The organism is Rhodococcus sp. MSC1_016 (genome assembly GCF_023667485.2).
Taxonomy (GTDB): Bacteria; Actinomycetota; Actinomycetes; order Mycobacteriales; family Mycobacteriaceae; genus Rhodococcus_F; species Rhodococcus_F oxybenzonivorans.
The window spans coordinates 5,334,370-5,359,642 of record NZ_JAMOZI020000001.1; the positions used below are offsets into that span (position 1 = coordinate 5,334,370).

Annotated in this window: 24 protein-coding genes; 11 read left to right on the forward strand and 13 right to left on the reverse strand. The window is 62.4% G+C overall.

All coding sequences use genetic code 11. The features are described from left to right. Positions 1-80 precede the first annotated feature (80 nt). The 3 genes from L1080_RS24950 to L1080_RS24960 all read right to left on the reverse strand — a co-directional run bounded on the left by L1080_RS24950 (position 81) and on the right by L1080_RS24960 (position 3,578). The gene (locus L1080_RS24950) at positions 81-581 is read right to left on the reverse strand and encodes a flavin reductase family protein (protein WP_250766299.1); all 501 of its coding nucleotides are present in this window, start codon (positions 579-581) and stop codon (positions 81-83) included. An 81-nt stretch (positions 582-662) separates the two neighbouring features. Continuing rightward, a complete protein-coding gene (locus tag L1080_RS24955; RefSeq protein WP_250766302.1) occupies positions 663-1,838 on the reverse strand; it encodes a flavin-dependent monooxygenase in 1,176 nt (391 codons plus the stop codon). Positions 1,839-2,507: 669 nt separating this feature from the next. Then, the gene (locus tag L1080_RS24960; RefSeq protein WP_284707366.1) at positions 2,508-3,578 is read right to left on the reverse strand and encodes an ABC transporter ATP-binding protein; all 1,071 of its coding nucleotides are present in this window, start codon (positions 3,576-3,578) and stop codon (positions 2,508-2,510) included. A gap of 694 nt (positions 3,579-4,272) precedes the next feature. Between L1080_RS24960 and L1080_RS24965 the strand changes: the two genes are divergently transcribed. The 10 genes from L1080_RS24965 to L1080_RS25010 all read left to right on the forward strand — a co-directional run bounded on the left by L1080_RS24965 (position 4,273) and on the right by L1080_RS25010 (position 14,219). Next, complete coding sequence (locus L1080_RS24965) at positions 4,273-5,067, forward strand: MlaE family ABC transporter permease (RefSeq protein WP_374432742.1); 795 nt, start codon at positions 4,273-4,275, stop codon at positions 5,065-5,067. A 13-nt stretch (positions 5,068-5,080) separates the two neighbouring features. Next, on the forward strand, positions 5,081-5,929 hold the full coding sequence (locus L1080_RS24970) for an MlaE family ABC transporter permease (protein ID WP_250766366.1): 849 nt from the start codon (positions 5,081-5,083) through the stop codon (positions 5,927-5,929). Between the two features lie 3 nt (positions 5,930-5,932). Next, positions 5,933-7,138: an MCE family protein gene (locus L1080_RS24975; protein ID WP_250766368.1), complete on the forward strand. Its 1,206-nt coding sequence runs from the start codon at positions 5,933-5,935 to the stop codon at positions 7,136-7,138. Beyond that, positions 7,135-8,172 carry an MCE family protein gene (locus L1080_RS24980; RefSeq protein WP_250766370.1) on the forward strand — a complete coding sequence of 346 codons (1,038 nt, stop codon included), beginning with the start codon at positions 7,135-7,137 and terminating at the stop codon, positions 8,170-8,172. The genes L1080_RS24975 and L1080_RS24980 overlap by 4 nt, the downstream gene beginning before the upstream one ends. Positions 8,173-8,237: 65 nt before the next feature. After that, the gene (locus L1080_RS24985; RefSeq protein WP_250766372.1) at positions 8,238-9,170 is read left to right on the forward strand and encodes an MCE family protein; all 933 of its coding nucleotides are present in this window, start codon (positions 8,238-8,240) and stop codon (positions 9,168-9,170) included. Next, a complete protein-coding gene (locus L1080_RS24990) occupies positions 9,170-10,393 on the forward strand; it encodes an MCE family protein (protein WP_250766374.1) in 1,224 nt (407 codons plus the stop codon). The genes L1080_RS24985 and L1080_RS24990 overlap by 1 nt, the downstream gene beginning before the upstream one ends. Then, a complete protein-coding gene (locus tag L1080_RS24995; protein ID WP_250766377.1) occupies positions 10,390-11,496 on the forward strand; it encodes an MCE family protein in 1,107 nt (368 codons plus the stop codon). The genes L1080_RS24990 and L1080_RS24995 overlap by 4 nt, the downstream gene beginning before the upstream one ends. Position 11,497: 1 nt before the next feature. Continuing rightward, positions 11,498-12,955: an MCE family protein gene (locus tag L1080_RS25000; RefSeq protein ID WP_250766379.1), complete on the forward strand. Its 1,458-nt coding sequence runs from the start codon at positions 11,498-11,500 to the stop codon at positions 12,953-12,955. Further along, positions 12,931-13,599: a hypothetical protein gene (locus L1080_RS25005; RefSeq protein ID WP_250766382.1), complete on the forward strand. Its 669-nt coding sequence runs from the start codon at positions 12,931-12,933 to the stop codon at positions 13,597-13,599. Before L1080_RS25000 ends, L1080_RS25005 begins: the two co-directional genes overlap by 25 nt. Positions 13,600-13,685: 86 nt before the next feature. Beyond that, on the forward strand, positions 13,686-14,219 hold the full coding sequence (locus L1080_RS25010) for a hypothetical protein (RefSeq protein ID WP_459031705.1): 534 nt from the start codon (positions 13,686-13,688) through the stop codon (positions 14,217-14,219). Positions 14,220-15,066: 847 nt separating this feature from the next. Here the strand turns inward: L1080_RS25010 and L1080_RS25015 are convergent. Continuing rightward, the gene (locus L1080_RS25015) at positions 15,067-15,549 is read right to left on the reverse strand and encodes an ester cyclase (RefSeq protein ID WP_250766388.1); all 483 of its coding nucleotides are present in this window, start codon (positions 15,547-15,549) and stop codon (positions 15,067-15,069) included. 87 nt (positions 15,550-15,636) lie between these two features. Here L1080_RS25015 and L1080_RS25020 point away from each other — a divergent pair, with 87 nt between their 5' ends. Further along, complete coding sequence (locus L1080_RS25020; protein ID WP_250766392.1) at positions 15,637-15,966, forward strand: winged helix-turn-helix transcriptional regulator; 330 nt, start codon at positions 15,637-15,639, stop codon at positions 15,964-15,966. Between the two features lie 286 nt (positions 15,967-16,252). Here the strand turns inward: L1080_RS25020 and L1080_RS25025 are convergent, their stop codons facing one another. From L1080_RS25025 to L1080_RS25065, 9 genes are all read right to left on the reverse strand, one after another. After that, on the reverse strand, positions 16,253-17,233 hold the full coding sequence (locus tag L1080_RS25025) for a quinone oxidoreductase family protein (RefSeq protein ID WP_250766395.1): 981 nt from the start codon (positions 17,231-17,233) through the stop codon (positions 16,253-16,255). Positions 17,234-17,285: 52 nt separating this feature from the next. Next, complete coding sequence (locus L1080_RS25030) at positions 17,286-18,578, reverse strand: lipase family protein (RefSeq protein ID WP_250766398.1); 1,293 nt, start codon at positions 18,576-18,578, stop codon at positions 17,286-17,288. Between the two features lie 131 nt (positions 18,579-18,709). Next, the gene (locus L1080_RS25035) at positions 18,710-19,591 is read right to left on the reverse strand and encodes a LuxR C-terminal-related transcriptional regulator (protein ID WP_250766401.1); all 882 of its coding nucleotides are present in this window, start codon (positions 19,589-19,591) and stop codon (positions 18,710-18,712) included. A 181-nt stretch (positions 19,592-19,772) separates the two neighbouring features. Continuing rightward, on the reverse strand, positions 19,773-20,150 hold the full coding sequence (locus L1080_RS25040) for a nuclear transport factor 2 family protein (protein ID WP_250766404.1): 378 nt from the start codon (positions 20,148-20,150) through the stop codon (positions 19,773-19,775). A gap of 98 nt (positions 20,151-20,248) precedes the next feature. Next, positions 20,249-20,860 (reverse strand): malonic semialdehyde reductase, encoded by a 612-nt coding sequence (locus L1080_RS25045; protein WP_250766559.1) that lies wholly within the window; start codon positions 20,858-20,860, stop codon positions 20,249-20,251. 140 nt (positions 20,861-21,000) lie between these two features. Beyond that, entirely contained in the window at positions 21,001-22,164 is a 1,164-nt protein-coding gene (locus tag L1080_RS25050) for an acyl-CoA dehydrogenase family protein (RefSeq protein ID WP_250766407.1), read from the reverse strand. Positions 22,165-22,301: 137 nt separating this feature from the next. Then, positions 22,302-22,943 (reverse strand): 3,4-dihydroxy-2-butanone-4-phosphate synthase, encoded by a 642-nt coding sequence (locus tag L1080_RS25055; protein ID WP_250766409.1) that lies wholly within the window; start codon positions 22,941-22,943, stop codon positions 22,302-22,304. 37 nt (positions 22,944-22,980) lie between these two features. Next, the gene (locus tag L1080_RS25060; protein WP_250766412.1) at positions 22,981-23,478 is read right to left on the reverse strand and encodes a flavin reductase family protein; all 498 of its coding nucleotides are present in this window, start codon (positions 23,476-23,478) and stop codon (positions 22,981-22,983) included. 209 nt (positions 23,479-23,687) lie between these two features. After that, entirely contained in the window at positions 23,688-24,974 is a 1,287-nt protein-coding gene (locus L1080_RS25065; RefSeq protein WP_250766415.1) for a PucR family transcriptional regulator, read from the reverse strand. Positions 24,975-25,273 lie beyond the last annotated feature (299 nt).

Here is a 25,273-nt window from a genome sequence, read left to right on the forward strand (position 1 = left end):
GACGATCCCGTCCCTACGCAACGAATAACCAGAACTTCGAGCATAATGTCCAGTTAATGCCTACAGGCGGGTGGAATGGGTTACTGCAGCACCTCGATGGCGGAGTGAGTTCCGAACGCGCGTCCGTGGTAGGTGAGGGGCTCACCGTGAACATGTTCGGCCGCCACCACGCTGCCCAGGACGATCATGTGGTCACCGCCTTCGACGATCTGCTTCACGGTGCATGCCACCCAGCCGGCGACGCCGGTAATCCGGGGCACCTCGTGATCGAGGTCCCAACGGACGCCGTTGAACTTCCCCACGCCGCCCTTCTTTGCGAACTTCAGTGCGGTCGACGTTTGGTCACTGGCGAGGATGTTCAGGCCGAACCGCCGCGAAGTCGCCACGAGTTCGAGCGTCTCCGAACCCTTGTCCAGAGAGACCAAGACCATCGGCGGCGTCATCGACAGCGACATGAAGGCGCTGACCGTGGTTCCGACGGGCAATCCTCCGTCCACGGAGGACACGACCGCGACCGGCGTCGCCACGTGAGCCATAGCCTCCTTGAAACTGTGCTGAACCGAATCGCTTTCACTACTCATTGATCTGATTCCTTCCTCCTGCGGGCCGCGATCCGTCACCGCACTGCATGACGTGCCGGGTGATTGCATACGTTGCCCTTGCTAGATGAAGGGGACGTCGGGTTCGTTGCCGGCGAGGATCCGCCCATACAACTCCGCGTTGGTCGAGTGCAGCAAGAACGAGTGCACCGACATCGTCCGGATATCCCGCAGAATCGAACCCAACTTGTCCGAAGCCCGCAACGCATTAGCACCCGAACCGTGCTCGACGATCTCGCAGGCCTCCCGCGTGAGCTTGATCGCCCACGCGATATCCGCCCGGCACCGCACCCGCTCCGCAATCTCCCACGCCGCCCCGGACGCGGCATGCTCATCGACCGCACCAGTGATCCGGTCCGCATGAAACTTCGCATGATCGAGCTTCATCCGCGCCTCGGCGAGCTGATGAAAAGTGATCGGGGCATCCGCCTGCCGCGCATAGTTGGTGTACGTGATACCCCGGGACCCCACCCGCTCCTCGAACGCCCGCAACGCCGCACGCCCCAACCCGATCGCCGGCCCCACCGACATCGCACACATGAACGGCACGAACGGCTGGTTGTAATAGGTGTCACCGGCAAGCGACTCCGCCCGATAATTGCCAGTCACGATATCCATGAACGGAACCGCCCGATGCTCGGGAACGAACACGTCCTCGAGCACCACCGTATTCGAGCCGGTACCGATGAAACCGGTGACAAACCAGTCATCCTTGACCTCGAACTCGGCCTTGGGCACCAGGAACGCGATCGGCGCACCACCCTCGTCCGGGATCCCAGGAACGATGATCCAGCCCGCATGATGCTGACCGGAACTGAAGCCCCACTTCCCACTGACCCGATACCCACCCTCAACCGTGGCCGCACGGCCGGTCACCGCGAACACACCCGCGCAACGCGGAATCTCCGAACCCACGAACTCATCGAGCGCATGATCACCGAACGCACACACCATGTGACTGACCGCATTGTAAATCGACGTCACCCACGCGAACGACCCGTCCGCCTCGGCCAGCGTCGCCATCACCTCCGCCTGCACCGCCGTCGGCGCACGCCACCCCCCACGCTCGACCGGCAACGACATCACCGTCAAACCACCATCGACCAACGCCTCCACCGAACGATCCGGAGCACGCCGCAACTCCAACGCCTCCGGCGCCGCCTCGGCAACCACCGGCACGATCTTCACCGCCTCCGCCAACAAATCCGGCGCAACTCTCGGCATCGCAGTAGCAGTCACTTTTCTCACTTCTCTCATTCAACGGGACATCTGGCGCATCCATCGGCCAGACAGGGAGCTTCGACTTGTACGTTGTGGGGACGTCCGCGGTGTCGAAAGTGGTCCTTCAACTGAGGTGCCGACATCCTGCGTACGACCACCGCAAACGCTACGTGACCCGGACCACAGGCGTCTTGCGCGCACCGCCAAAAGTTTGGGAGGACGATTGCGTTCTTCCCGCAGTCGGTACGGTTAAGGAGCCGAAACTCCTACGATTGCGCGAGCACGCCGCGGACGCAACATTGTGAAAGTCGGCTGCAACCGGCGACTATGGAGGCCAGGAGTGGTGTTGTCCCCTCGAGGAACCGCCTGCCAGTGCACGCGCATCTGTGCGCCGCTGTAGTGCCGCGGCATTCCGCGGAAGGCGAGGGGCGAACGTGGATTCGGACACGTCGAACGGCGTGACGTCACCGATACCGGACAACGTGCCGGTGGCGGTCGTCGAAATGCGACTGACCGCGGGCGGCACACTCACGCAAGACCTGCCTGATTCCTACTTCACACCTCTAAAGCCCCTAAAAACGAGTGACGCCCCGCACCGGACTCCGGTACGGGGCACATTCATTCGTCACGTCATTCCAATGGAGGAGAATTGACTTGCAACGACGGGAAGGGCTACGTCTGCGGCGACTAACTCCATCCTCGCGCCGTCGAGAGCGAGTCCACGGTCTGTTCGCAGATTGCGTGCATGGATTCTCCTACGAAATCCATTGTGACGGTGGCGTCGTCAAGACTTTCCTGAATCGCGATCTGGCCGTTCTCGGGCAGCGTGTGCATGATCTGGCGGACACGTTCCTGCCGGCGGGCCACGGCCTGCCGGAACGGCATCCCCGGCGTCGCCTTCATCTGCGGGACGATGCCCTCGACGTCGTCGACACCACCGGCGTGGTGACCGGCGTCCACCATCGCCTGTTCGGCGGCCATGGTGGCTTCGTCCTTCTCCTCGGACATGCCGATCGGTCCGATCATGGTGCCGTTGAGGAACTGCTTGACCACCGGTTCGTCGCTGGTGAGCAGAACTTCGCGGGGTCCGAACATCACCAGTTTCCGGCGGAAGAGCATGCCGATGTTGTCGGGAACGGTGCGGGCGAGGTTGATGTTGTGCGAGACGATCAGGATCGTCGCGTCGATCTCGGCGTTGATGTCGATCAATGTTTGGGAGATGTAGGTGGTGCGCACCGGGTCCAGGCCGGAGTCCGGCTCATCGACGAGGATGATCTGCGGGTCGAGGACCAGGGCGCGGGCCAAGCCGGCGCGTTTGCGCATACCACCGGAGATCTCGCCCGGCAGTTTGTCTTCGGCCCCGAGCAGACCGACGAGTTCCATCTTTTCCATGACGATCTTGCGGACGTCGGATTCGGATTTCTTGGTGTGCTCGCGCAGCGGGAACGCCACGTTGTCGTATAGGTTCATCGACCCGAACAGGGCGCCGTCCTGGAACAGCACACCGAACAGCTTGCGGATCTCGTAGAGCTCCTTGGACGAGCACTCGAGAATGTTGGTGCCGTCGATGACGATTGACCCCTGCTCCGGGCGGAGCAGACCGATCAGCGACTTCAAAAACACCGACTTACCCGTACCCGACGGGCCCAGCAGCGCACTGACCTCACCGGCCGGAAGGGTCAACGTGACGTCCTGCCAGATCCTCTGCGAGCCGAACGACTTGCTCAGTCCCTCGACGGAAACCTCGACTCCCACCATTACCTCCTGTGGTTCATTTGCATTCGATGACAACGGAACTACGACCCCGATGCACGGGCCGACGGTCCGCTCGTGCACACGGACCACTGCGGTAGCCGATAAAACAATGGCTGGTGCGACCAGTCATGGAAGGTTTTCCATCGCGTTGTACCGCCCGTGAACTCGTTACCCTAAAGCAATATGTGATAACAGGGAACCCCGCTACTCGAGCTCATGGCGCCCGGTACCTGGCGCATCCGAATGAGCGACGCGAAGACCACGGGGACAATTCGCCTCGGCCTCGGCGAGCATCTACGGGGTGATGCGGCCGCGCCACTCAGGCGATGGAGGCGATTTTCGCCTGCCCCTCCGACTCGGCTTGACGTTATAACATAGTACGACCTACTGTGTGTCAGCGCACACGTTCGCAACAATATGCTCCGCGACACGGTTGTTCGAGACCGCCCCAAGCGCGGGAGCGGGGCAGGTCGAGGCCAGCGGACACCCGAAATGACGAGTATCGCCGGGGAACGAAGCGGTGCCCATGAACTGTGCGACCAGATTTCGCGAAGGCACGCAGACGGAGTGACTACGCCGTCCCGAGGCCGTTCTACCGGAGGACACACGCAACAATGACGACGAATCCACACGAAACGAACCCACTGATCGCGGTATCGCCGGTCGCCGCGAGGGCACACAAGGCAGTTTGGCTGTGGTGACCACCAGGGTACGTACCGCATCCGAGGCGGCTCGGCGCGGGATCTGGTCGGTCGCCAGTGATGTCGGCGGCTTCTACCGCATGAGCGGGAAGACGTTCAAGCACATGTTCCGCCGGCCGTTCGAAGTCGAGGAACTCATCACTCAATCCTGGTTCATCGCCCGTGTCGCACTTGTCCCTACCATTATGGTGGCCATTCCCTTCTGTGTGATTGTCGTCTTCCAACTCACACAATTGATGGCAGAGCTCGGGGCTTCCGACTTGTCCGGAGCGGGAGCAGGTATGGCGGTGGTCCGTGAGATCGGACCCCTCGTCAGCGTCCTCGTTGTCGCCGGCGCAGGCGGAACCGCAATATGCGCGGATCTTGGTGCTCGAAAGATCCGCGAAGAGATCGACGCAATAGAAGTTCTCGGTCTCGATCCCGTGCAGCGCCTCGTCGTACCGCGGGTGATCGCGTCGACCCTTGTAGCTCTGGCGTTGAACGGGATAGTGACAGTTGTCGGCCTCACCGGAAGCTTCCTGTTCACCGTCCTTGTTCAGAACGCCAGCGCCGGCCAATTCGTGGCGAGTATGACCCTGTTGGTCAATCTTGTCGATTTCCTCGTCAGTGAACTGAAGGCAGCAGTGTTCGGGCTGCTCGCCGGGTTGGTTGCCTGCTACCTGGGCATCAAGGCCAAGGGTGGCCCCAAGGGCGTCGGGGACGCCGTGAACCAGACGGTCGTCTTCAGCTTCATGCTGCTCTTTCTGGCCAACTCGATCATCTCCGCAATCTTCCTCCAGACAAAGTATTAGGGGCGCAGCAATCGTGTATCCCACGTCTCGACTGGGCAGGCAGCTTCACCTCATATATCGAGCGCCGGTCCGCAAGCTGACGGAAATCGGTTCACAGGCCGACTTCTACGGCAATGTCGCCACCGGAGTGCCTCACGCCACCCGGCGGTACTGGAAAGAGGTCATGCGCCTGCTCGCGTCGGTGAGTCTCGGCACGGGTGGTCTCGCGATGATCGGCGGCACTGTCGTCGTGATCGTGTTCATGACGGCCGCAATCGGTGTGGAGGTAGGACTCCAAGGCTACAGTTCCCTCGCGAACGTCGGCATCGAAGCACTCGCAGGATTCGTTGCGTCGTACTCCAACACCCGTGAAGTCGCTCCGGTCATCGCCGGCATCGCATTGACGGCCACCGTGGGTGCCGGATTCACCGCGCAGATCGGCGCGATGCGAATCAGTGAGGAGATCGATGCGCTCGAAGTCATGGCCGTGCCATCGGTTCCCTTCCTCGTCACCACCCGCATCCTGGCCGGATCGATTGCCGTCGTTCCGCTCTACTGTTTGGCGCTGATCGGTTCGTTCATCGCGACCCGACTCATCGTCACCGCAGGCTACGGACAATCTGGTGGCACGTACGACCACTACTTCAGTGTGTTCCTGATACCCAGCGACATTTTCTGGTCATTCGTGAAGGCACTGGTCATGGCCGTTTTCGTCATGGCTAATCACTGCTATCACGGGTATCACGCTTCCGGGGGTCCCGCCGGCGTCGGTGAAGCCGTCGGCCGCGCCGTTCGCTCCTCGTTGATATCGGTGATGATGATCGATCTCGTATTGGATCTCGCCATCTACGGTGGGCCCTCGACTATACACATCACGGGGTAGAAAGTGACCACTCGAACTCGACACTCCCAACGGCTGCCGCTACTCGGTTTAGTCGCGGTCGTCACTGTCGGCGCGTTGGTTGCGGCGGCGATCGCCCAGTTCAACCAAGCCTTTACTCGATCGGAGATCGTGACCCTCATGTCACCGCGTGCCGGACTCCTCATGGAATCGGGTGCAGCCGTGAAACTTCGTGGCGTGCCCGTCGGCAGGGTAGGCAATATCGATGTGGATGCCGATGGTGCGCGGCTGCAACTGAATATCGACCCCGATCGCATTTCTGAGATTCCCGGCGACATTCAGGCTCGGATCGTTCCGCCGACGGTGTTCGGCGTCAAGTTCGTCGATCTCATCTCCGATACGGAAGCCACCCCGGCCAACCACCTCCGACCGAATACCATTCTCTCCACCGATGACGTCACCGTCGAGCTGAATTCGACCTTCGACGTGGTGATGAAGGCGCTCGCGGCACTCGACCCACAGAAGCTGAACACCGCGCTCGGGTCCGTTGCCAGGTCCGTCGACGGTAAGGGCGATCAAATCTCGGCGATAATGCGCAAGCTCGACGAGTACCTCAACAGGTTCAATCCCAATCTTCCTGCCGTGGTCGATACTCTGCCCGCCGCAACCGAAGTGGTTCACGACTATTCGCAGTCCTTCCCTCCCCTCATCGAGACTATGTCGAACGTCGGTATCACAAGTGAGACCGTCACCGAACGGCAAGCACAGTTCGGCGCCTTCTGGCTGTCCATGACGAAATTCGGCAACGACAACTCCGATTTCCTGCGCAACAACGGCGGTCGGCTCATCACCACTCTGGACGTACTCGAGCCCACGGTTGGTGTTCTGGAGCGCTATTCCCCGGTGGTGCCCTGTCTGGTCGCGGGTTCGTCCTACAACGCCGACCAGTGGCGCGCCGTAATGGGTGGTCCTGGATACGGGGGTGTTCAGAAGAACATGAGCGCGGAACTAGGTTTCGTTCCCGGTCTTCCCGCATATGAATACCCACGTGACTTGCCGAAGACAGGGGTCGACACCGGCCCGAACTGCCACGGGCTGCCGCGTGCTAATCCGAATGGTGTCCCCTACGTCGCTTACGACACCGGCGCGAACCCATACCCGGATAAGGCCAACAATATTCAGATCGGGTGGGTCCAACTCGGACAGTTCCTGTTCGGGGATCTGGGAACCAAGGGAGCCGGCAATCCATGAAAAACGTTGCGACGACAGTGAAACTGTCGATCTTCTTTCTGGTCGCTGCCATCGCCGCAGCCGTTCTCGGTCTCGCTCTGAACGAAACCCAGTCTGGTGGTCCGGAATCGACGTATCACGCCATATTCACCGATGCGTCTTTCCTGAAGCCGAACCAGGAGGTCCGTATCGGCGGGGTCCGGATCGGAACCGTGGACGAACTCGAGCTGACCGAGGGGAACGAAGTGCGAGTCACGTTCGACGTGTCCGATGCACCTGAGCTGCCGGAGAGCGTCGAGGCCGCGATTCGGTATAAGAATCTGGTTGGTGATCGCTATCTCGAACTCCTACCGGGCGACGGCGAAGGTGCAGCAGGCCCCTTCCCCGAAGGTGGGACGATCCCGGTCGAACGCACACGCCCAGCGGTCGATCTCGACGTACTTGTCGGCGGCTTCAAGCCACTGTTCCGTACTCTCGATCCCGAGCAGGTCAATTCGCTGACCGGTTCGCTCATCGCCGCATTTCAGGGTGAGTCTGGTTCGATCGCCACACTGATGGCGTCGATGGCCTCGCTCACATCGACGCTGGCGGATCGGGACCAGGTCATCGGTCAGGTCATCACCAACCTGCGCGACGGCTTCGGCGTCATCAGTAGCCGGGACCGCACCGTTACCGACGTGATCGACCAAATGCAGGGCTTGGTTTCCGCTCTCTCCGAGGGCCGCGACCCCGTATCGCAGGCAGTGGTGCAGATAAACGGGCTGACCTCGTCGGCGGCGGATCTGCTGTCACAGGTCCGTCCTGATCTGAAGGATTCGCTGCCGAAACTCCGGCAAGCCTCCAGCACGATCAACGACAACACCGTATCGCTGGAAGGCACGCTACAAGAGCTGCCCGAGACCTACCGAGCAGTGAGCCGGATCGGGGTCAGCGGCGACTTCTTCAACTTCTTCCTCTGCAACCTGCGATTCCAATTCGACCCGTTAGGTCAGGATGTCAAGACTCCGTGGATTAACAGTGACATTGCCCGCTGCAACGGAGAGCCGGTGAAATGAAACAACTACGACTCCCTCGTTGGAGCCCAGCTGGGCTCGGTTTCGTCGGTACCGCAGTAATATTGGTGAGCCTCGTTGCCATCCTCGCGCTCAACGGAGGCATGGGTTCGTTCGGTGGCAGAACTTATCGTGCGGCGTTCGCCGAGGCAGGGGCCATCGCATCCGGCGACAGCGTCATCGTCTCGGGCGTCCACGCCGGCAAGGTAGACGCGGTCGAGCTGATGGACACCTGGGTACAAGTCACCTTCACCATCGACAACGACTCGGTGCAGCTCGGTGATCTCACCACTGCCGAGATCAAGGCGCAAAACCCCCTTGGCCGCAAAGCCTTGCAGGTGGTGCCGGCGGGCGACGAACAGCTGGGTGACAACGAACTGATTCCGCTCGACCGCACGACACCACCGTACGACGTCGCGGCCGCGCTGGAGGATCTGACGAAGAACGTAAGCGACATCGATACTCCTCGCGTAGCGGAGTACCTGGATGTCCTTTCCCAGACCTTCGACGACACCAACGACGAGATGCGGCCCTTTCTCGACGGGATGAAACGTATTTCGGCGACCGTCGGAAGCCGTGACCAGGCGGTTGAGGATCTCTTGTCGAGTACCGCCAGCGTGTCCGGAATCCTCGCGAGCCGAGATACCCAAATCCAGCAACTCATCGGAGACGGCTCGACGTTGATATCGACACTGAACGAACAACGCCAGGCACTCGACCAACTGTTCAGCAACACCTCGGCCTTGTCGGTGCAGTTGAAGGGGACCGTGACCGACAATCAGGAACAGCTCCGTCCTGCGCTGGACCAACTGGACGGCGCGCTCGCGCTCCTCCAACGCAACCGCGAGTCGGTCGCGGGAACTCTGACCGGTGGTGCCGGAGTTCTCCGCGCCCTGGGAGAGGTCCTGTCCGCCTTCCCTGGCTTCAACCTGTACATCCCGAACCTCGCTCCGACCAACCTGATTCCCGGCCTGCCGGAACTGATGACGGGAGGCAAATGATGTCCCCCACGACCAGCCGCACAAGGCGGTGGGCATACCTCGCGATCGGCCTCGTCGCCGTTATCACCATAGGATTCGGCACGATCACCGTATGGAACCACGTCGCACCGACAACACGGGTCACCGCGCACTTCGAGCGAGTCAGCGGACTCTACACCGATGACGAGGTACGCATCCTCGGTGTGAAGGTTGGAAAGGTCACGTCGGTCGAACCACACGGTGACGAAGTCGTCGTTTCTTTCGAGTTCGACGGCAACCGCAAAGTGCCGGCCGATGCGATGGCCGCGATCGTCGCGCCTGCGCTCGTCAGCGGGCGATACATCCAACTCGCACCTGCGTACACGGGCGGACCCCAGCTCACCGACGGCGCCGACATCCCGGTCGAGCGCACCGCGGTGCCGGTGGAATGGGACCAGATCAAAGATGAACTGACAACCCTCACTGATGCGCTCGGGCCGCAGGACAGTGATCGCACCGGCTCACTCGCGCGGTTCGTCGACAGTGCCGCTACTGCATTCGAAGGCAATGGCCAATCACTTCGCGAGACCATCTCCGCGCTACACGACGCCGCGGCAACCATTGGTCGGAGCAGCACGAACCTGTTCGCGACGGTCGACAACCTCAACAAGTTCATTCGCGCGATGAACCAAAGCGACGCGCAGATACAGAGTTTCACATCGCAATTGGCCTCGATTGCCGCGTTGCTGAACGACAATCGGGGTCGGATGGCAGAAGCGCTCACACAGCTGGATGAGGCCTTACGCGCGGTGTCCGATTTCGTCCTGCAGAACAAGGACCGAATTCAGTCGAGCGTCAGTCAACTCAGCGACGTCGCCACCATGGTTCAAGAAAACCAGACCGCACTAGCCAGCGTGCTGCACTCGCTCCCGGTCACCTTGGCCAACTTCTACAACATCTACGACCCGAATTCGCATTCGTTCACCGGCAGAATCGCGCTGCCACACTTTGGCGACGTACCGACCTTCGTGTGCCAGACCGTCTTCTCCCTCGGAGGTACCCTCGACGACTGCCGTGCATCTCTCGACCCGTATCTCGAGCAATTCAACAACCCGAATCTACCTTTGGGTTTCAACATCTTGAATCGCCCGGGCACCACCGACCAAGCACCGCCGGGCGCCACATCACTGCCTGTTCCCGGGACACCACCGATCAATACCGGCGCACTGGGATCTCTCTTCGGAATTCCTGGAGGACAGAAGTGAGCCGCACACTCCGCCGTATCAGCGCTTACACCGCGCTCACCCTCGCTGCCGCCATGCTCGCCGGGTGCGGTTTCAAGGGGGTCAACTCGATCGTGCTCCCCGGTGAAGGAACGGGCAACGACAGCTACACTCTCTCACTACAGTTCGACAGTGTCGCCAACCTCGTTCCGAATTCTGAAGTGAAGTTGAACGACGTCACAGTCGGAACAGTGAGGTCGATCCGCCTGGACGGCTGGCAACCGGTTGTGGAGGTCGGGATACGCGGTGACGTCGTCCTGCCGTCCGACACGACCGCGGCGGTGAGCCAGAAGAGCCTCCTCGGCGCCCAGATCGTCGAACTTGCTGTACCACCGGAGGGACAGAGCACCAGCCATCTCGACGACGGTGCCGTGATACCGCTCGATCGCACCTCCAAGTTCCCGGAGACCGAGGAGTTGCTCGGTTCGTTGTCGCTCTGGCTCAACGGCGGCGCCGTCGACCACCTGCGAACCATCACCGTCGAGATGAACAAGTCCTTCGGTGGGAACGATCGAACCGTGCGGAACCTCATCGATCAACTCAACGCACTGGTAGGGACTCTCGACAGCCAGCGCTACGAGATCACCGGCCTGATTGATCAGATGGACACCTTCGGTATGAGCCTCACAGATCAGAAACTCGAACTCGACAGTGCCATAGAACGACTCGAACCAGGGTTGACAATACTGAACAGGCAGTCGAACGATATCGTCAACGCCGCCGGCGCGATGGCGACCTTCGGAGATCTCGGCACCCAGGCCGTCGAAGGATCACGCGAGTCGCTGCTGTCGATCATGTCAGACCTTCAACCGATCCTTGACAGTCTGGTAACCGCTGCTCCGGACCTACCGAACGCGGCCGACATCCTCCTCACATTGCTGTTTCCGGTCAGCACTCACGACAACGTCCTCAAGGGCGACTATCTCAGTGCAGCAGGTACTTTCAATCTCACCACCAAGGACCTCGGTGGGGCGTTTGCGACGGCCCCGATCGTGATCGCGCCACCAACCGATGCGGGACGGACAATCGGTCCGTTGCAATCGTTGCTGCTTCCCGCTCTTCCACACCCCGGGCAGGGTAACTGACATGTTCACACGGTTGATCAAAATGCAGCTCACCGCCTTCGCCGTCATCGCGGTGGTGGCCACAGCTGTCGTCATAGTTCAGTACCTGAAGCTTCCACGTCTGATGGGCTTTCAGCAGTACCACGTCTCCGCGGAAATCACCGACGCGACCGGGATCTACGTCGGCGCCCTGGTCACCCTGCGTGGCGTCGAAGTCGGGAAAGTCGCTGGCCTCGCGCTGCACGGAACCGGCGCTCGCCTCGACCTCTCCCTCGACGACTCCACGTCGATTCCGGCCGACGTGCACGCCACGATCCGCAGTTCAACCGCCGTCGGCGAACAGTACGTCGAGCTCACCTCCGGAACGGACCAACCGCCCTTCCTGCAAGCCGGTACGGTCATCCCAGCCGACCGCACGACCCCGCAAGAGCCCATCACGAACATGCTGACGAGCGTGACCGAGCTTGCGCGGGCGGTCCCCGCCGACAGTTCCGCTGTGCTTCTCGATGAGATGTCCACCGCTTTTCAGGGTGCCGAACAGGACATACGGGAACTTCTATCGCACGGAGACACCATCGTCAGCGAGGCCGTCGACCACGCCGACTCATCAGGGGAAGTGTTCCGAGAGCTTCCGCCCTTCCTCCAGACACAGAGTTCTGTCAATGCCGACGTGCAATCACTGACCAGGGATTTGGCATCGTTCACAGCGCAACTAGCGCAAAGCGACCACGATCTGCGGGCAGTCGTTGACAACGCTCCCACAACGGCAACAGCAATCACCGACCTGGAGGCGGGAATTTCCCAGTCGTTGCCGGTGCTGCTCGACAATCTCACGTCCACCGGAGAAGTTCTGCGACTCCAGATTCCAGGACTAACGCAGTCGCTGGTGTTGTATCCCGCTGTAGTCGCCGCGTTGCAGACGGCCTTCATCCACACCGACGAGGGTACGTCGATCCGTCTTCGGGTGCGCACCACCGCGAACGACCCGCCCCCGTGCTATGAGGGATTCAATCCTCTGTCCGAGCAACGAGCGTGGGAGGACGTCAGCCCGGCACCGCAACCTGCGGACATGTACTGCAAGGTTGCTCAGGACGATCCGCGGGACGTGCGTGGAGCACGCAACACCCCGTGTGCGAACGACCAAGAGCTTCGCACCCCCTACTTCGAGGAGTGCCTCGGCAGGCCTCGGGGCAGCCAGCCTGTACCTGTAGGGTCGGTTCCCCCCGTCGCGCTGTCATCGCCCGGCTTCCCCGCGCTCCCGCCATCGTCACCCGCACCGGCGGCTGCGCCGACATCGGTGCCGGACGGGATTTCCGCCGGCCCGGGACTCCAGGCGCAGACCAGCGATTGGAAGACCTCTTACGACCCACGAACTGGACTGTTGTCAGGACCGGACGGGCGGCTGTATCTGCTGGGCACCGTGTCCGCCAAGGAGGAAGATATGGAGAAGGAAACATGGAAAAATTTGATTCTGAAGTAGATGTCGGTTCGGACACTGCTGTGGGACTCATCGATCACGCGGCCGCCCCCCGATCCCCACACCAGGTGGACGAAAAGGCAGAGTCGATAGCGACTCGAACCGGGCCGCAGCCGGGGGCGGCATGGACCGCGCTCGCGCACGCACGGAAGTACCTGGCCGACCACAAAATGTTCAGTGCCACATTCTTCGTTCTGGTCGCGGCCATCGTCGTTGTCTCCGTCGTAACGGCCACCTTGTGGGGCAGGCTGCAGGACGCGAACCGAGCCGACGCGCAGCGCGCGGCCGTCCTGGACGTTGCTCGTGACGCCTCCATCGGTCTCACAAGTATCAAAGCCGACACTGCGCAGGCCGATATCGACCACGTCCTGAGCATGGCCACCGGCGCCTTCAGGGACCAATTCGCCCAGCAAGCAGCCACGGTTACCCAGATGGTCAGTGACAGCAGGGTCGATTCGGTAGGGAACGTCATCGAGGCGGGAATCGCCCACGAGGACCCGACAACTGCACTGGTCCTGACGGCAGTGACCGCGACGGTCAAGAACGCCCAAGCCCCGGACGGCGAGCAACGGCATTTCCGTATGAGAATAAGCCTCACCCAAGAGAACGACCGCTGGATGATCTCGAATCTGGAGTTCGTCGCATGACCGCCACCGAAAGCACAACCATGAAATCATCCGCCACACCACAGGACGAGTTCTCTGCCGATTCGACGTCGTCCGGTGAGCCGCCAGTGACCACCACGGAGGTCTCGATCGAACCGGGACGCCCAATTGCGGGCAGGAGTCGCCGGCGAGTTCTTGCCCTTGGGTGCTCGGCGTTCATCCTCTGCGCGCTCCTCGCAATCGGCGCCGTGCTCGTCGGGAAGGTGCGCGCGATGGAGACCTCCGACACGTCCCGCGCGGAGGCCGTGGCAGCCGCCCGCGACCTCCTGCCAAAGGTTCTTTCCTACAGCTACGACACCCTCGACGCGTCGCTCACCGGCGCGACCGACGCCTTGACCGGAGACTTCAAGTCGGACTTCCAGCAACTGGTCGACTCCGCCGTCCGGCCGTCGGCCTCCGATCGTAAGATCGTAACGACCACGGCTGTACAGGATGCTTCGGTAATCGACGCCGACCAGGCGCATGCAACGGTGCTCGCCTTCATCAACCAGTCGACAACCGCCGCCGACCAGCAGACACCGAAGATAGACGGTGCGCGCCTTCGGATTGGCCTCGAAAAGGTCGACGGACGGTGGCTCATCTCCTCGATCGACCCTGTGTGAAGACCTGCCACGAGCGTGAGCAGTTCTTGTGCACAACTGATTCCTGCCATCGCCGACCGATACGAGATCGAATGGACCGATCCGCAGTGGGCACTGACATCGTAAGGGTGTCTCTCGGGAACGGTGCGTTCGGTGGCAGCCCCAAACTTCAACGCTCTAGTCATAGGGCGAGCGCTACAGGTGTAAGTTCCGATCAGATCACAGGCCTGGCGGGGCAGCGTTGCGACCTGCACCACGTCCCTCTGTGAGGTGGTCAGGAAAACCCGCGAACGAGCTGAGAGCCTGGGAGACAGGGAAAGATGAATCAACAAGGTGAAGTATGCGACCGCCACTGAGGCGCGGACGGCGGTGAGACGCGTGTTGGTTACAGCCTGCAGACCGACATCGATAGCCGGTATGGTGAGTCACGGGTGGTGGTCACTGCTGTGCTCGAGCAACGAGCGCCCCCACGGTCCGCGAGACAGTGAACCAGATCGAAATTCCCTCCCGCTGTCCAACGCCTGGACATCGGACGTGTGCTCGACTTATGTCGAACTGCAGCGCGCCTGATATTCGGTCTCGGTGCTGATCAGGTGTCGCATGGACCAATTCCATTCAAAGACGTTCCAATATTCAGGCACGCACCAGCCACCCACTACAAATGGCAACTGTCCAGCACGAACGGAACGGGCGCAAGCTTTCCGACATCTGAAATTACGTGATCCATCAAGGATTTCGCGCGCTCTCCGAGAGTTGTGTGCAAGAGCTTGGGGCCGGCATATCTACGCTTGTTAGCAGGATGGAACGCCCTGAAATAGCCGCTTTGGAATCCCGACCTCGCCTCAATGGTGCCGTCGTCTGCTCCGTGCTAGGCAGCGGCACCGAGTTGCTGGGCGAGCTGAAGCATTTGTTCGACGTGGTAGATCTCGCTGATCTTGCCATCGACAACGCGGATGATGTCACATCCATTGAGCGCAACTTGTTTTCCGGTAGCGGCGAACCCGAAAGCTTCTCCGGTATGAGTCGCCGTCATACGCCAGTGAAGGACCACCCAGCCGCCGGGAAGCTCCCCCTGGAAAAGGATCCGGTGCTGCGTATCGGTGAATCCGTCACGCACCGAGGTGATCAGCGAACGCATGCCGTCAATGGCCGAGGCGGCGCTGGGATCGGCCGGATTGTGGTCGATCAGATCGGGGGCGAACACCTCGTCGGCCCCGGCGACGTCTCCGGTGTCATAGAGCTCCAACTCACGAAAGGCGACCCTCAACGCGGACGAGGTCGTCGAGCGCACCATCTCGCTTGCGGTGTTCGCCGTGGGGATTGCGCTGATACTTGGCGGTGTGGTGTTCATGCTGTTCCTCGGTGATGTGTAGTCCGGCTGACTCCTCTATAGTTCCCTGGAGGAATCACTTCCCTCAAATGAACTAAAGAGAAAATCATGAGTGATTTGGAACACACCTTGCCGGAATGTCCGGTCGCCCGATTCCTGACCGTGTTGGACGGACCCTGGGCAACGTTGATCGTGCGGGACTTGCTGACCGGACCGAAACGCTTCACCGAGCTGCGCGCCGGACTACCGGGGATCAGCCCGAAAACCCTCTCCTCACGACTTCAGCGATTCGTACGGACAGGGCTGGTGACCCGCACCGCCTATGCGGAGATCCCACCTCGAGTGGTGTACGAACTCACCCCGGCAGGTGCCCGACTCGAGGTCGTGCTGGCCACCATGGCCGCCTGGGCGGAAGAAGACCTTCCCCGCATCGGCTGAGTCCCACCTGTCCGTTCCCGGATCGTGTTTTAATCAGCGCCGATCTGGCACCAGCCCAGCAGCGGATATTGTCAGCCGTTTCCATGGATCAGCGATGTGGACGACGGCGAGGAGGTCGGCGTGCACATACCCGCGTCGGTGATGCTCATCGAGTTCGGAATCACAGCCGGCGCGGCACATCCCGTGTGCGAGCCAAAGGCATACCCGGTGGTCCGAAACTGGGGTGACGTTGCGAACTGGCAGACGGACGATCTGCTGTCGAAATCGGATCCAGGCGATAGTGAATTCAGCCCACTTTGTTCACGAGCACGATCTTGCCGAGGTGTTGGCGGGACTCGAGATGCCGGTGGGCTGCAACGACATCATCGAGAGCCCACGTCGAGTCGATCACCGGCCGAATCCGGTGCCTGTCGACGAAGTCAAGCATCCGCCCGAAATCCGTCGGGCTACCCAGCGTGGTACCCAAGATCGTGAACTGCCCGAAGTAGAGCACCGGCACCTCGAACGTCGCCGTTCTACCCGCGCTCGAGCCGAAGACAGCGATCCGACCACCCGGCTTGAGACACCCGAGGGCCTCGGCCAGGTTGGCACCGGTACCGCTGATCACCACGTCCACTCCCCCACCGGTGGCCTCGACGACCTGCTCGACCCAGTCCGAATCGGTGTAGAGGAACCCGCGCTCGGCGCCGATCGCCCGCACGGACTCGATCTTGTCGCTACTCGACGACGTCACCAGCACGTGAGCACCGGCCGCGGCACCGAACGCCACCGCGAACGTGGACACCCCACTTCCGGCCCCCAGGACCAGCACCGTCTCACCGTCTTTCAGGCCGGCGCGCGTGAACATTGCACGATAGGCGGTCAACCCTGCACAGGGCAGCGCTGCCGCCTCCTCCCAGGACAGGTGCTCCGGCTTGGGAAACAAGTTCTCGACCGGAACGGACACCACGTCCGCGTACGTTCCGTCGGTGCTGTCGCCGAGGATGGAAAAATCCTTCCCCGGTGCCGTCTCGTCGCTGCCCCAGTTCAGGCACGGGTAGATGATGGTGTCGTCCCCGGTGTCGAGCCGGGTCCCCGCACCGTCCATACCCAGGATGCTCGGCGTCGCGAAACCTCGCCCGGTCTGGCGGACGAGCACGTCGTGCCAATTCAACGAGCTGGCACGCAGCTCAACCAGCACCTCACCGTCCTTGGGGGTGGGATCGGGAACGCTTTCCACGCCGAGTTGGTCGGCATCGCCCCAACTGTGCACCACTGCTGCTCTCATCGATCTCTCCTCAGGATTATTCTGGGCGCCGGCATAGGTGCCGTTGCCGGTATCAGTTTGTGCATCCGCGCTGCAGGCTTTGGCCGGTGAACCGATCGACCAACCATTGAATGGCTTCGCCGAAGCCGCGCAAAGTAGCCGCGTGAGCGAGGAACCCGATCTGCGGGAGTAGCGGTGGGGTGTCCGTGCTGGTGTCGTAGGCGATTGTTGCGCCGTGCGAGCACCAGGTGTCGGCGAGTTGCCGGGTCATAGTGGGGTCTACGACCTCGTCGTTGATGTTCTGCATGATCAGAACTGGTTTGTCGGGTGTCGGGCCGGTACGCAGATCGAGATTATCCAGCACCGGACGAATCGCTGGGTCCGCCATGAGGTTGTCGGTGATGGACTGCCCGTTTCGGGTGTATTCCGAGGTCGGGGCGAACGACCTCGTCAACATGATCCCGAAGTCGCATTGCTGGGCTGTTTCATGGAGAAATTCCATCCCGGCCGGATTCAGTGTGGTGGTGATCGCTTCGGTGAGTTCGGGGTGACTTGCCATGAGTCCGTTGAGGAAGAAGCCGATAATTCCGTTGAGGAGCTTGCCGTCGGCATTGTGCAGTGTTGCAGTCGCGCTGACCGCTGGTGCACCTATGACCGTACCCACCAGATTGACGTCGGGAGCGTAGCTGGTGGCCAGTTGTGCGGTCCCGCCTGCGGCTTGACCGCCCTGCGATACACCCCAGACGCCAACTGGGGCGGTCGGTTCCACGACACCCAAACCGATTGCAGCTCGTGCCGCATCGAGCACGGCGTGGGCTTCCGGGACCGGTTGCAGATAGGTGTGAACAGCTTCGGTTCCGAGGCCCTGGTAATCGGTGACGACCACCGCGATTCCGCGCGCGGCCAGCGCGGCAATATCGGCGATCTGTAGTTCGAGCATTGGCACGCCGGATCCGTCGACGGTCACCGCGTCGGCGAGAAGACGCGACGGTCCGCAGGCATCGCCGGCCCCGTGCGTCCCGACCGCGAGGCTGACCAGCGGGCGAGGCCCCGGCCCGGCCCACGGGCCGGTGGGGTCGAGCACGATACCGGTGGTGGCGATCGGTGCGCCGTGGGTGTCGGCGCTCTGGTACATGATCCGGGTCGCGGTCGCCGGGATGGCCGCGGCCAGGGGCGAGCCTGCCAGTAGGGCCGCGGGCTCGGACTTGATGACGGCGCCGTTGCTCCCGGGCAGGTCGGCCGGCACGTGGTAGAAGTCACCCGCCGCGGCGGGCGGTTCAGCTGTCGCCGGTCCCATGGCCACCACCGTGGGAACGAGGGCCAGTGACGTGGCCAGCCCTACCAGTCCGGTCCGTCGAAAGTGCACAGCATTCTCCTTCTTCGTCGAGCAATGACGTGAAAGCGGTCACGATGGACCGCCTGCGAATCCGATGTTAGGTGCGTCACAGCAGGTGTCATCACCCCCGGATGGGGGGTGTCGCGGGAGCCGCGCGCGGATTACGGGAGGAGCCCGAGTCGGCGAGCACGCGATACCGCCTCGACTCGGGAGCGGGCATCCAGTTTGCCCATCGCTCCGCGTAGATAGTGCTTCACCGTTTCCGGTGTGATCGACAGTCGTTGCGCCACCATAGCGTTGGTGTAACCGAGTCCAACATAGGTGAGGACGTCGATCTCGCGACCGGACAAGGTGACGTCGGTGGCGGGGAGGTCGCCGCGGGACAGACCGGCGAGTTTGTCGGCGAGAGAGTGCAGGCTTGTTGCGAGTGTCGAGTCCGGGGCGGTGCGCAGCAGTGCGCGCAGCTCGGTGTGGATTTCGCGGATGTTTTCGATCAGTGCCGTTGTGGTGGGGGCGTGCCCACCATCGACAAGTGTGTCGATCAACTCGACTCGTCGGTCGACTTCGTCTCGAATGGTGATCTCGGCGGCGAGTCGGTTCCCGGCCCGGGAAAGTATGTCGAATAGTCGACCTCCGAGTGGGGCGGATTGACGAAATGCGGCGTACATGATGGCGCGCGGTCCGCCGTCGACCACCACCGGTACCGCGATGATGGATCGTAGTCCTTCGTTGATGACCGGCCGGTCGTAGTCGTGGGTGATGGTCTGCGCGCTCGCGTAATCCTCGACCCACTGGGGCCGACCCTGGGTCATCGCACGCCCGCCGAGACCCAACATCGGCGAAACCAGCAGGCCGCGCAGTCCGGCAGTTCTGGTGCCGAGCGTCTCGGAGATCTGCAGGGTTCCCGCTGAGACAGGGCCGCCGAATATCACCGCGGGTGTCGCGAATCCCGCTGCGATGACGCGTAGCTCGGCGCGCAACGCATCGTCATCGCGCGGTCGGAGCAACCGCGCTGAACCTTCTACATCTGAAACCGTCACCATGACCTCTCCGAGCGGGCGCCCCATGACTCGCAAACGAAAAATGTAGTGGTCCCACCACATTCACCCGCGTCGGAACGGGCGCTTGTGGAGCGCCACGTCACTCGAGGTTGTCAGTCCTCGAGAAGTCCCGCCGGATCGGCAACAGTCGGGGCAGGTGCGGAGGCCTAGATGTGGATGTCTATTACGAGGGGGCTGAGGTAACGGGGCTGGGGTCCATGAAGATCAGGTATTCGGTGACCTTGTTGTTCTCGACGCGGGTGCGCGTGACGGCCGGGAGTGTGAAGGATTCACCGTTCTGCAGGGTGTAGGTGACCTCCACCCGGAGCGCGGCGACGGTGCCTTCCGACCATTCTTCGATGATCTGGTGGCGCATCGACGCCACTGAGGTGAGGTATTGCGCTACCCAGGCTTGGATCGCGCCCTTGCCGATGACGGGGGCGTTGTTGCCCATGCGGAAAACGCAGTCGTCGGAAAAGAAGTCGAAGAACGCTGCGATGTCGGTGTCGGCGGCTTCGAGAAGTTTACGGGTGGTCTCGACCTGGATCGTGGCTGTGGTCATCGCGGACTCTCTTCCTCTGGTGTTGTGATGGGATGGCCCCGCACTGTGTGGGGTCGATCTAGACTTGAGATGGACGATCGGAGTGGGGTCTACAGCCCTCAACCCCAGCGCACGGTCTCTTCGGGGTCGAGTCTGGGGAGACGCTCGAACCACGGATTCTCGCCGGGGTATCCGATGTTGACGACCAGGATGGACCTCCAGGAGGTTCCGGAGAAGAATTCCGCGTCTATTCCTGCGGGATCGAAGCCGGCCATCGGCCCGGCCGCCAAACCGGCGGCACGGATGGCGAGGATGAAGTACCCCGCCTGCAGGGCGGCGTTGAAGTTGCCGGTGCGCTCGCGCAACGCGTCGTTGTCGGCGAAGACGTCACGGATTTGTGGCCGGATGGGCAGCAGCCGGGGCAAGTGCTCGTGAAATTCGCTGTCTACCGAAAGAATTGCGGTAACGGGCGCTGACGCCGTCTTCTCACGGTTACCCTCGTCGAGATGGTCGAGCAGTCTGCGGCGAGCGGCGTCGGTGCGGATGAAGTGCACGCGCATCGGCTGGGAGTTCGCTGCCGTGGGCGCCCAGCGGGTCATTTCCCAGATCTGTGCGAGTTCGTCATCGCTGACCGGGGTCGGGGCGAAGTTGTTCACTGTTCGTGCGGCCGCGAACAGCAGGTCTCTGGCTGCGTCGTCGAGGCGTTCGATCGTCGAGTTGCTGTTCACCAGTGCTCTTTTCCTCATTCTTTGCAGACGGTGATGCGGGAAGGCGGATCGGGTGTTGTGCGGTTACTCGATTGCCCCTCCCGAGCCTCGGCCGCGGCTTCAGCTGAGGGCCGAGGCTCGGGATGAGAGGGAGCAGCATCCGGTCAGAGGAGCGGATCGGCGACGGGAAGGTCGAGGGTGAACCGGCCGATGGTTTCCGAGGCCGTATCGATGTCGAGGAATGCGTGCACCGACAGCACGGACAGGTCACGGAAGAACCGCTGGATCGGTGCGGAGGTCCGGTACCCGTCCCCACCGATTCCGCGAACCATGTCGTTGAGGGCGTTGCGGGCCAGGTCCGCCAAATATGCGGCCTTGAGCTTCATTTCGGCACGATCGCGGGGGTCGGACTGCTCGGGTCGCTGCGCGGTGAGGCGCTCGAAGAAGGCATCGAGGAGGGTTTCGGCGGCGTCCGCCGCGGCCAGCGCCCGGCCGAGGCGCATCTGGGCGGCCTGCTTGCCGGAGGCCTTCTCCTGGCTGATTGTGCCCTGCCGGTCTTTGGTGCGCTGGACGAACGCGTCCGCCGCACCGCGTAGCGCACCGACGACGACCGGGGTGACCTCGGCCATCGCGAACGGCAGGAAGGGCAGGTGGTACATGGGATTGGGGTGGAGCAGCTGCCCGGGAGCGGTACCGGCGAGTGCGAGGGCGAACGGCCCGGTGCGGTACTCCGGGACGAACACGTCCTCGACGCTGATGTCATTGCTGCCGGTTCCGGACATGCCGGCGATGTACCAGGTGTCGAGGATCTTGACGTCCTCGCGGGGCACCAGGAACCACAACGGGGTGGGGGCGCTGCCCTCCTCGAACACCACACCGGCGAAGGTGAACCACTCCGCGTGCACCGAACCGGAGTTCCATGCCGTCTGCCCGGTGATGCGGTAGCCGCCGTCAACCTTCTGCACCTTCCCGAGCGGGGCCGCGGTACCGGCGGTGAGGGTGTAAGGCTTGTCGGCGAACACTTCTCGTTGGGCCTGTTCGGTGAAGATGTTCACCCGCCAGGCCGCTCCGATGTAGAAGGAGGTGACCCACCCTGTCGACGGGCAGACCGCGCTGATGGTGCGGACGATCTCGGCGGCAACGTCGAGTCCGAGCTCGAGTCCGCCGTACTCCTTGGGGGTCAGCGTGGCCAGAATTCCCGAGTCGATGAGGTCGGTGATCGTCTCGTCGAGGGGAGCACGGTTCTCCTCGGTCTTCTGGGCGCGTTCGGCGAAGGCGGGTACCAGGGCGTGTACCCGGTCCATGAGTTCGGTACGGGTGATGTCCATTGTTTCCTCCGATGTGTGGGGTGGTGTTTCTCAGCGTTTGGGGCGATCTGCTTAATTCGGGGCATGCAGGAACCGCGCCTGAGGTAAGTGGATGCCGGCTTGGTCGGTGTGCGTGTCGCGTACGGCACGGAGGGATGTCAGCGGAAAGTACCCTCAGGGTCCGGGCCGGCGACGAGTGTGAGCCCGTACCGGTCGGCAAGGATCTCGGCATCGCCTCGATCGCCGACGTCTGTCGGGTCGGCGATGCCGTCGAGGTCGGCGAACACCGCGCCCGAGTAGTGGGATTCAGCAGTGTCGGTGAGCGCGAGGGCGACTGACGCGGTGGTCAGGCGCGTACGAAACTCTATGGGTGTTACTCGAACCGGGATCAGGTGCCCAGGCCTGGTGAGATCGTCCGGTTCCGTGGCCGGGTCGGCGAGAATGCGTGCCGTGCGCGCCCGGTCGGCGCCAGAGATCCCGGTGGTGATGCCGGCGGCGGCATCGACGGTGACACATTGGCCGTGGCCGAGCGTGGAGATGGCCCGAACCGTGGGGGTCGCTTCCGGCAGTACGAGACGGTCACAGATCCGTTCGTGCAGCGCCACTTGCAGAAATCCCGTGGTGTGGCGGATCAGGAAGGCCATCTGCTCGGTGGTCGCGGCGCCGGCGCACCCGACGAGCACGACGCGGCGGTGATGGCTGAGGATAATCAGCTCGCCGGCGGCGAGGGCGCGGCTACCGGCTGCGATTGCCGACCATGACCGATGGTGCGTAGTGCGGGGCGCTAACGAGGTCGTCATGGCGTGCCTTCCTTTGCGGATTGCGTAATCGGTAAAGTTATGCGGATTCGAGCGCCGAGTGCGTGCCGAATACACGGCGGTGATAGGTGAGCGGGTCGCTGTAATTGTTTTCTGCAGCAACGACGTTGCCGAGTACGACCACATGGTCTCCGCCCTCGACGAACTGCTCGACGTGACAGGCGATCCAGCCGGCGGCGCCGGCGATTCGGGGAAGTTCGTGGTCTAGGTCCCACCGCACGCCGTGGAACTTGCCTATTCCGCCCTTCTTCGCGAACTTCAGCGCGGTTCCTTGCTGGTCGCGGCCCAACACGTTCAATCCGAACTTCTTCGATGCCGTGATCAGTTCGAGCGTCTCCGATCCGCGGTCCAAGGAGACCAGGACCATGGGGGGTGTCATCGACAAAGAGGTGAAGGCGCTGACGGTGGTGCCGAAGGGCAGGCCGCCGTCCATGGAGGTCACGACGGCGACCGGAGTGGCCACGTGTGCCATCACGTCCTTGAACGCTTCCTGGACAGGACTCGAGGGGGTATTCATGGTAAATCTTCCTTCTGTCGACTGCGGCTCTCAGCGCAACGATCCGTGGAATCCAAACGGGACGGGTGCCGCTGGCCTTCGGGCTTTCACCACCCGCTGTGTTCTACACCACAAGTAGACCGCATCAGTTACCCAGTTCGCACTACTGCAGAGCCCAGCGTTGTCGCCGACTTTTGGTCTCTGGACCAGCCGAGGGTCGGGCCATCGACCTACGATCGTTCCCACTGAGCGATGGGGGCGTCTCGGAGCCACTCGTAAATGCGGAGCGCGGCACGCAGGTCCGTGGTCGATCCATCCGAAGGCGAGCACAGGCTCAAGGCCTTCTGCACTCGGTAGGTCACCGTGTTCTTGGAAATATGCTCTGCCGAAGCGACTTTGGCAAGGCTGTGGTCCATGTCGAGATAGAGGCTCAAAGTCGACCGCAGGTCGGCCATCCGGGGGTCTTCGCCGGCGAGCGGGCCGAGCAGGCGGGAGGCGAACTGCACCGCGGCTTCCGGGTCGGCGAGCAGGAGCACTTCCAGGCCGATGTGCTCGTGAGCGGTGGTGGTGGGCGGATGGCCCGAACGGAGTCGAACCAGTCGCTCGACGGCCCGGGCCTCGAGGTGGCTTCGGCGGAATCCTTCCATCCCGGAGCCGAGTTGGCCGGCGACGACGAAGGTGTCACCGAAGTCGGGTAGGGAGGAGGTCAGGGCTCGGGTCGGATCCGGGGTGATCGCCCCCCACGCCCAGATCGCTTGGAGACCGATGGGTATCACCAATGATGCTGTCGGCGTTCCCCAGTGCCGGAGCACCGGGTCGACGACGGCCCGCAGGTCGTGGCTCGAGTGGGGACCGCTCCAGGCGATGATGGCCACGTGGTGCCCACCGAGTGGGTAGCCGAGGACCTGTTCGGCGTGGGCGAGTTCGATGGGGTCGGCGGCGATGATCTTGGTGACCAGGTCGAGCCGGGCCGCCGACACCCCCGCCGCCCAGGCGCTCTGCTCATCGAGGAAGGCCGCGGCGGCCACACCGGTGAAGTCGTCGAGCACCTCGAAGAGGAGCAGGGAGATGCGGCGAATCTCGGCGCCGCTCTCGGTCGGCGGTATCAGCCGGGTCGCTGCGTCGAGAAGTGCGGCCGCCAGCACGGCATATCCGACGCGGATGGTCCGGAGCAGATCGTCGAGCTCCAAACCCCGCCGGGCGAAGTCTCTGGCGATGTCCTCCACTTCGGCGCTGGCCAGAGTGGGTTCCGACTCGCCGATACCCGCGGTCAGCGTCAGCGCCCGGAACACGGTCGCGGTGGTGGCTCGCCGAATCGCGTCCAGGGGTGGCGCTCCGTCGCCCACTGCAGGAACTTTCCGAGAGATTTTTGCGGCAATGTCCTGACCAACCTCGACGGCCCAGGTCACCGCGCCGTCGCCGAGGGCGGCGCGAACGCGTTCGGCGTCCGGGCTGAGCCACTCGAGCTCCGATTGCCGGGCCCGTGCTCCCGCGAGTTCACCAGTCCAGTGCGGCACCTGACATCCTTTCGACCACCTCAACGCTACAGCGAACACATCTCCCGAATTGGGCTGTGAACCAATTTCCCTCGAAGTTCCTGTTCTCCAGCTACTAGCCATCCGAGCTGAAATCTCGTGAAATGGTGATACACGCAACGTGATGGAGACCACAACAAAAGGTCTTCGCCACAGGTTCGCCGCAACGCGAGCTGTTATCAAATATCGCCCCTGGTCAATTCACAACTCAGCGGTGTGACAGACATCCAGGAGCGCGAGTTTCACACCGCCCTCGCGGTCACCAGACCGTGATTCGAATC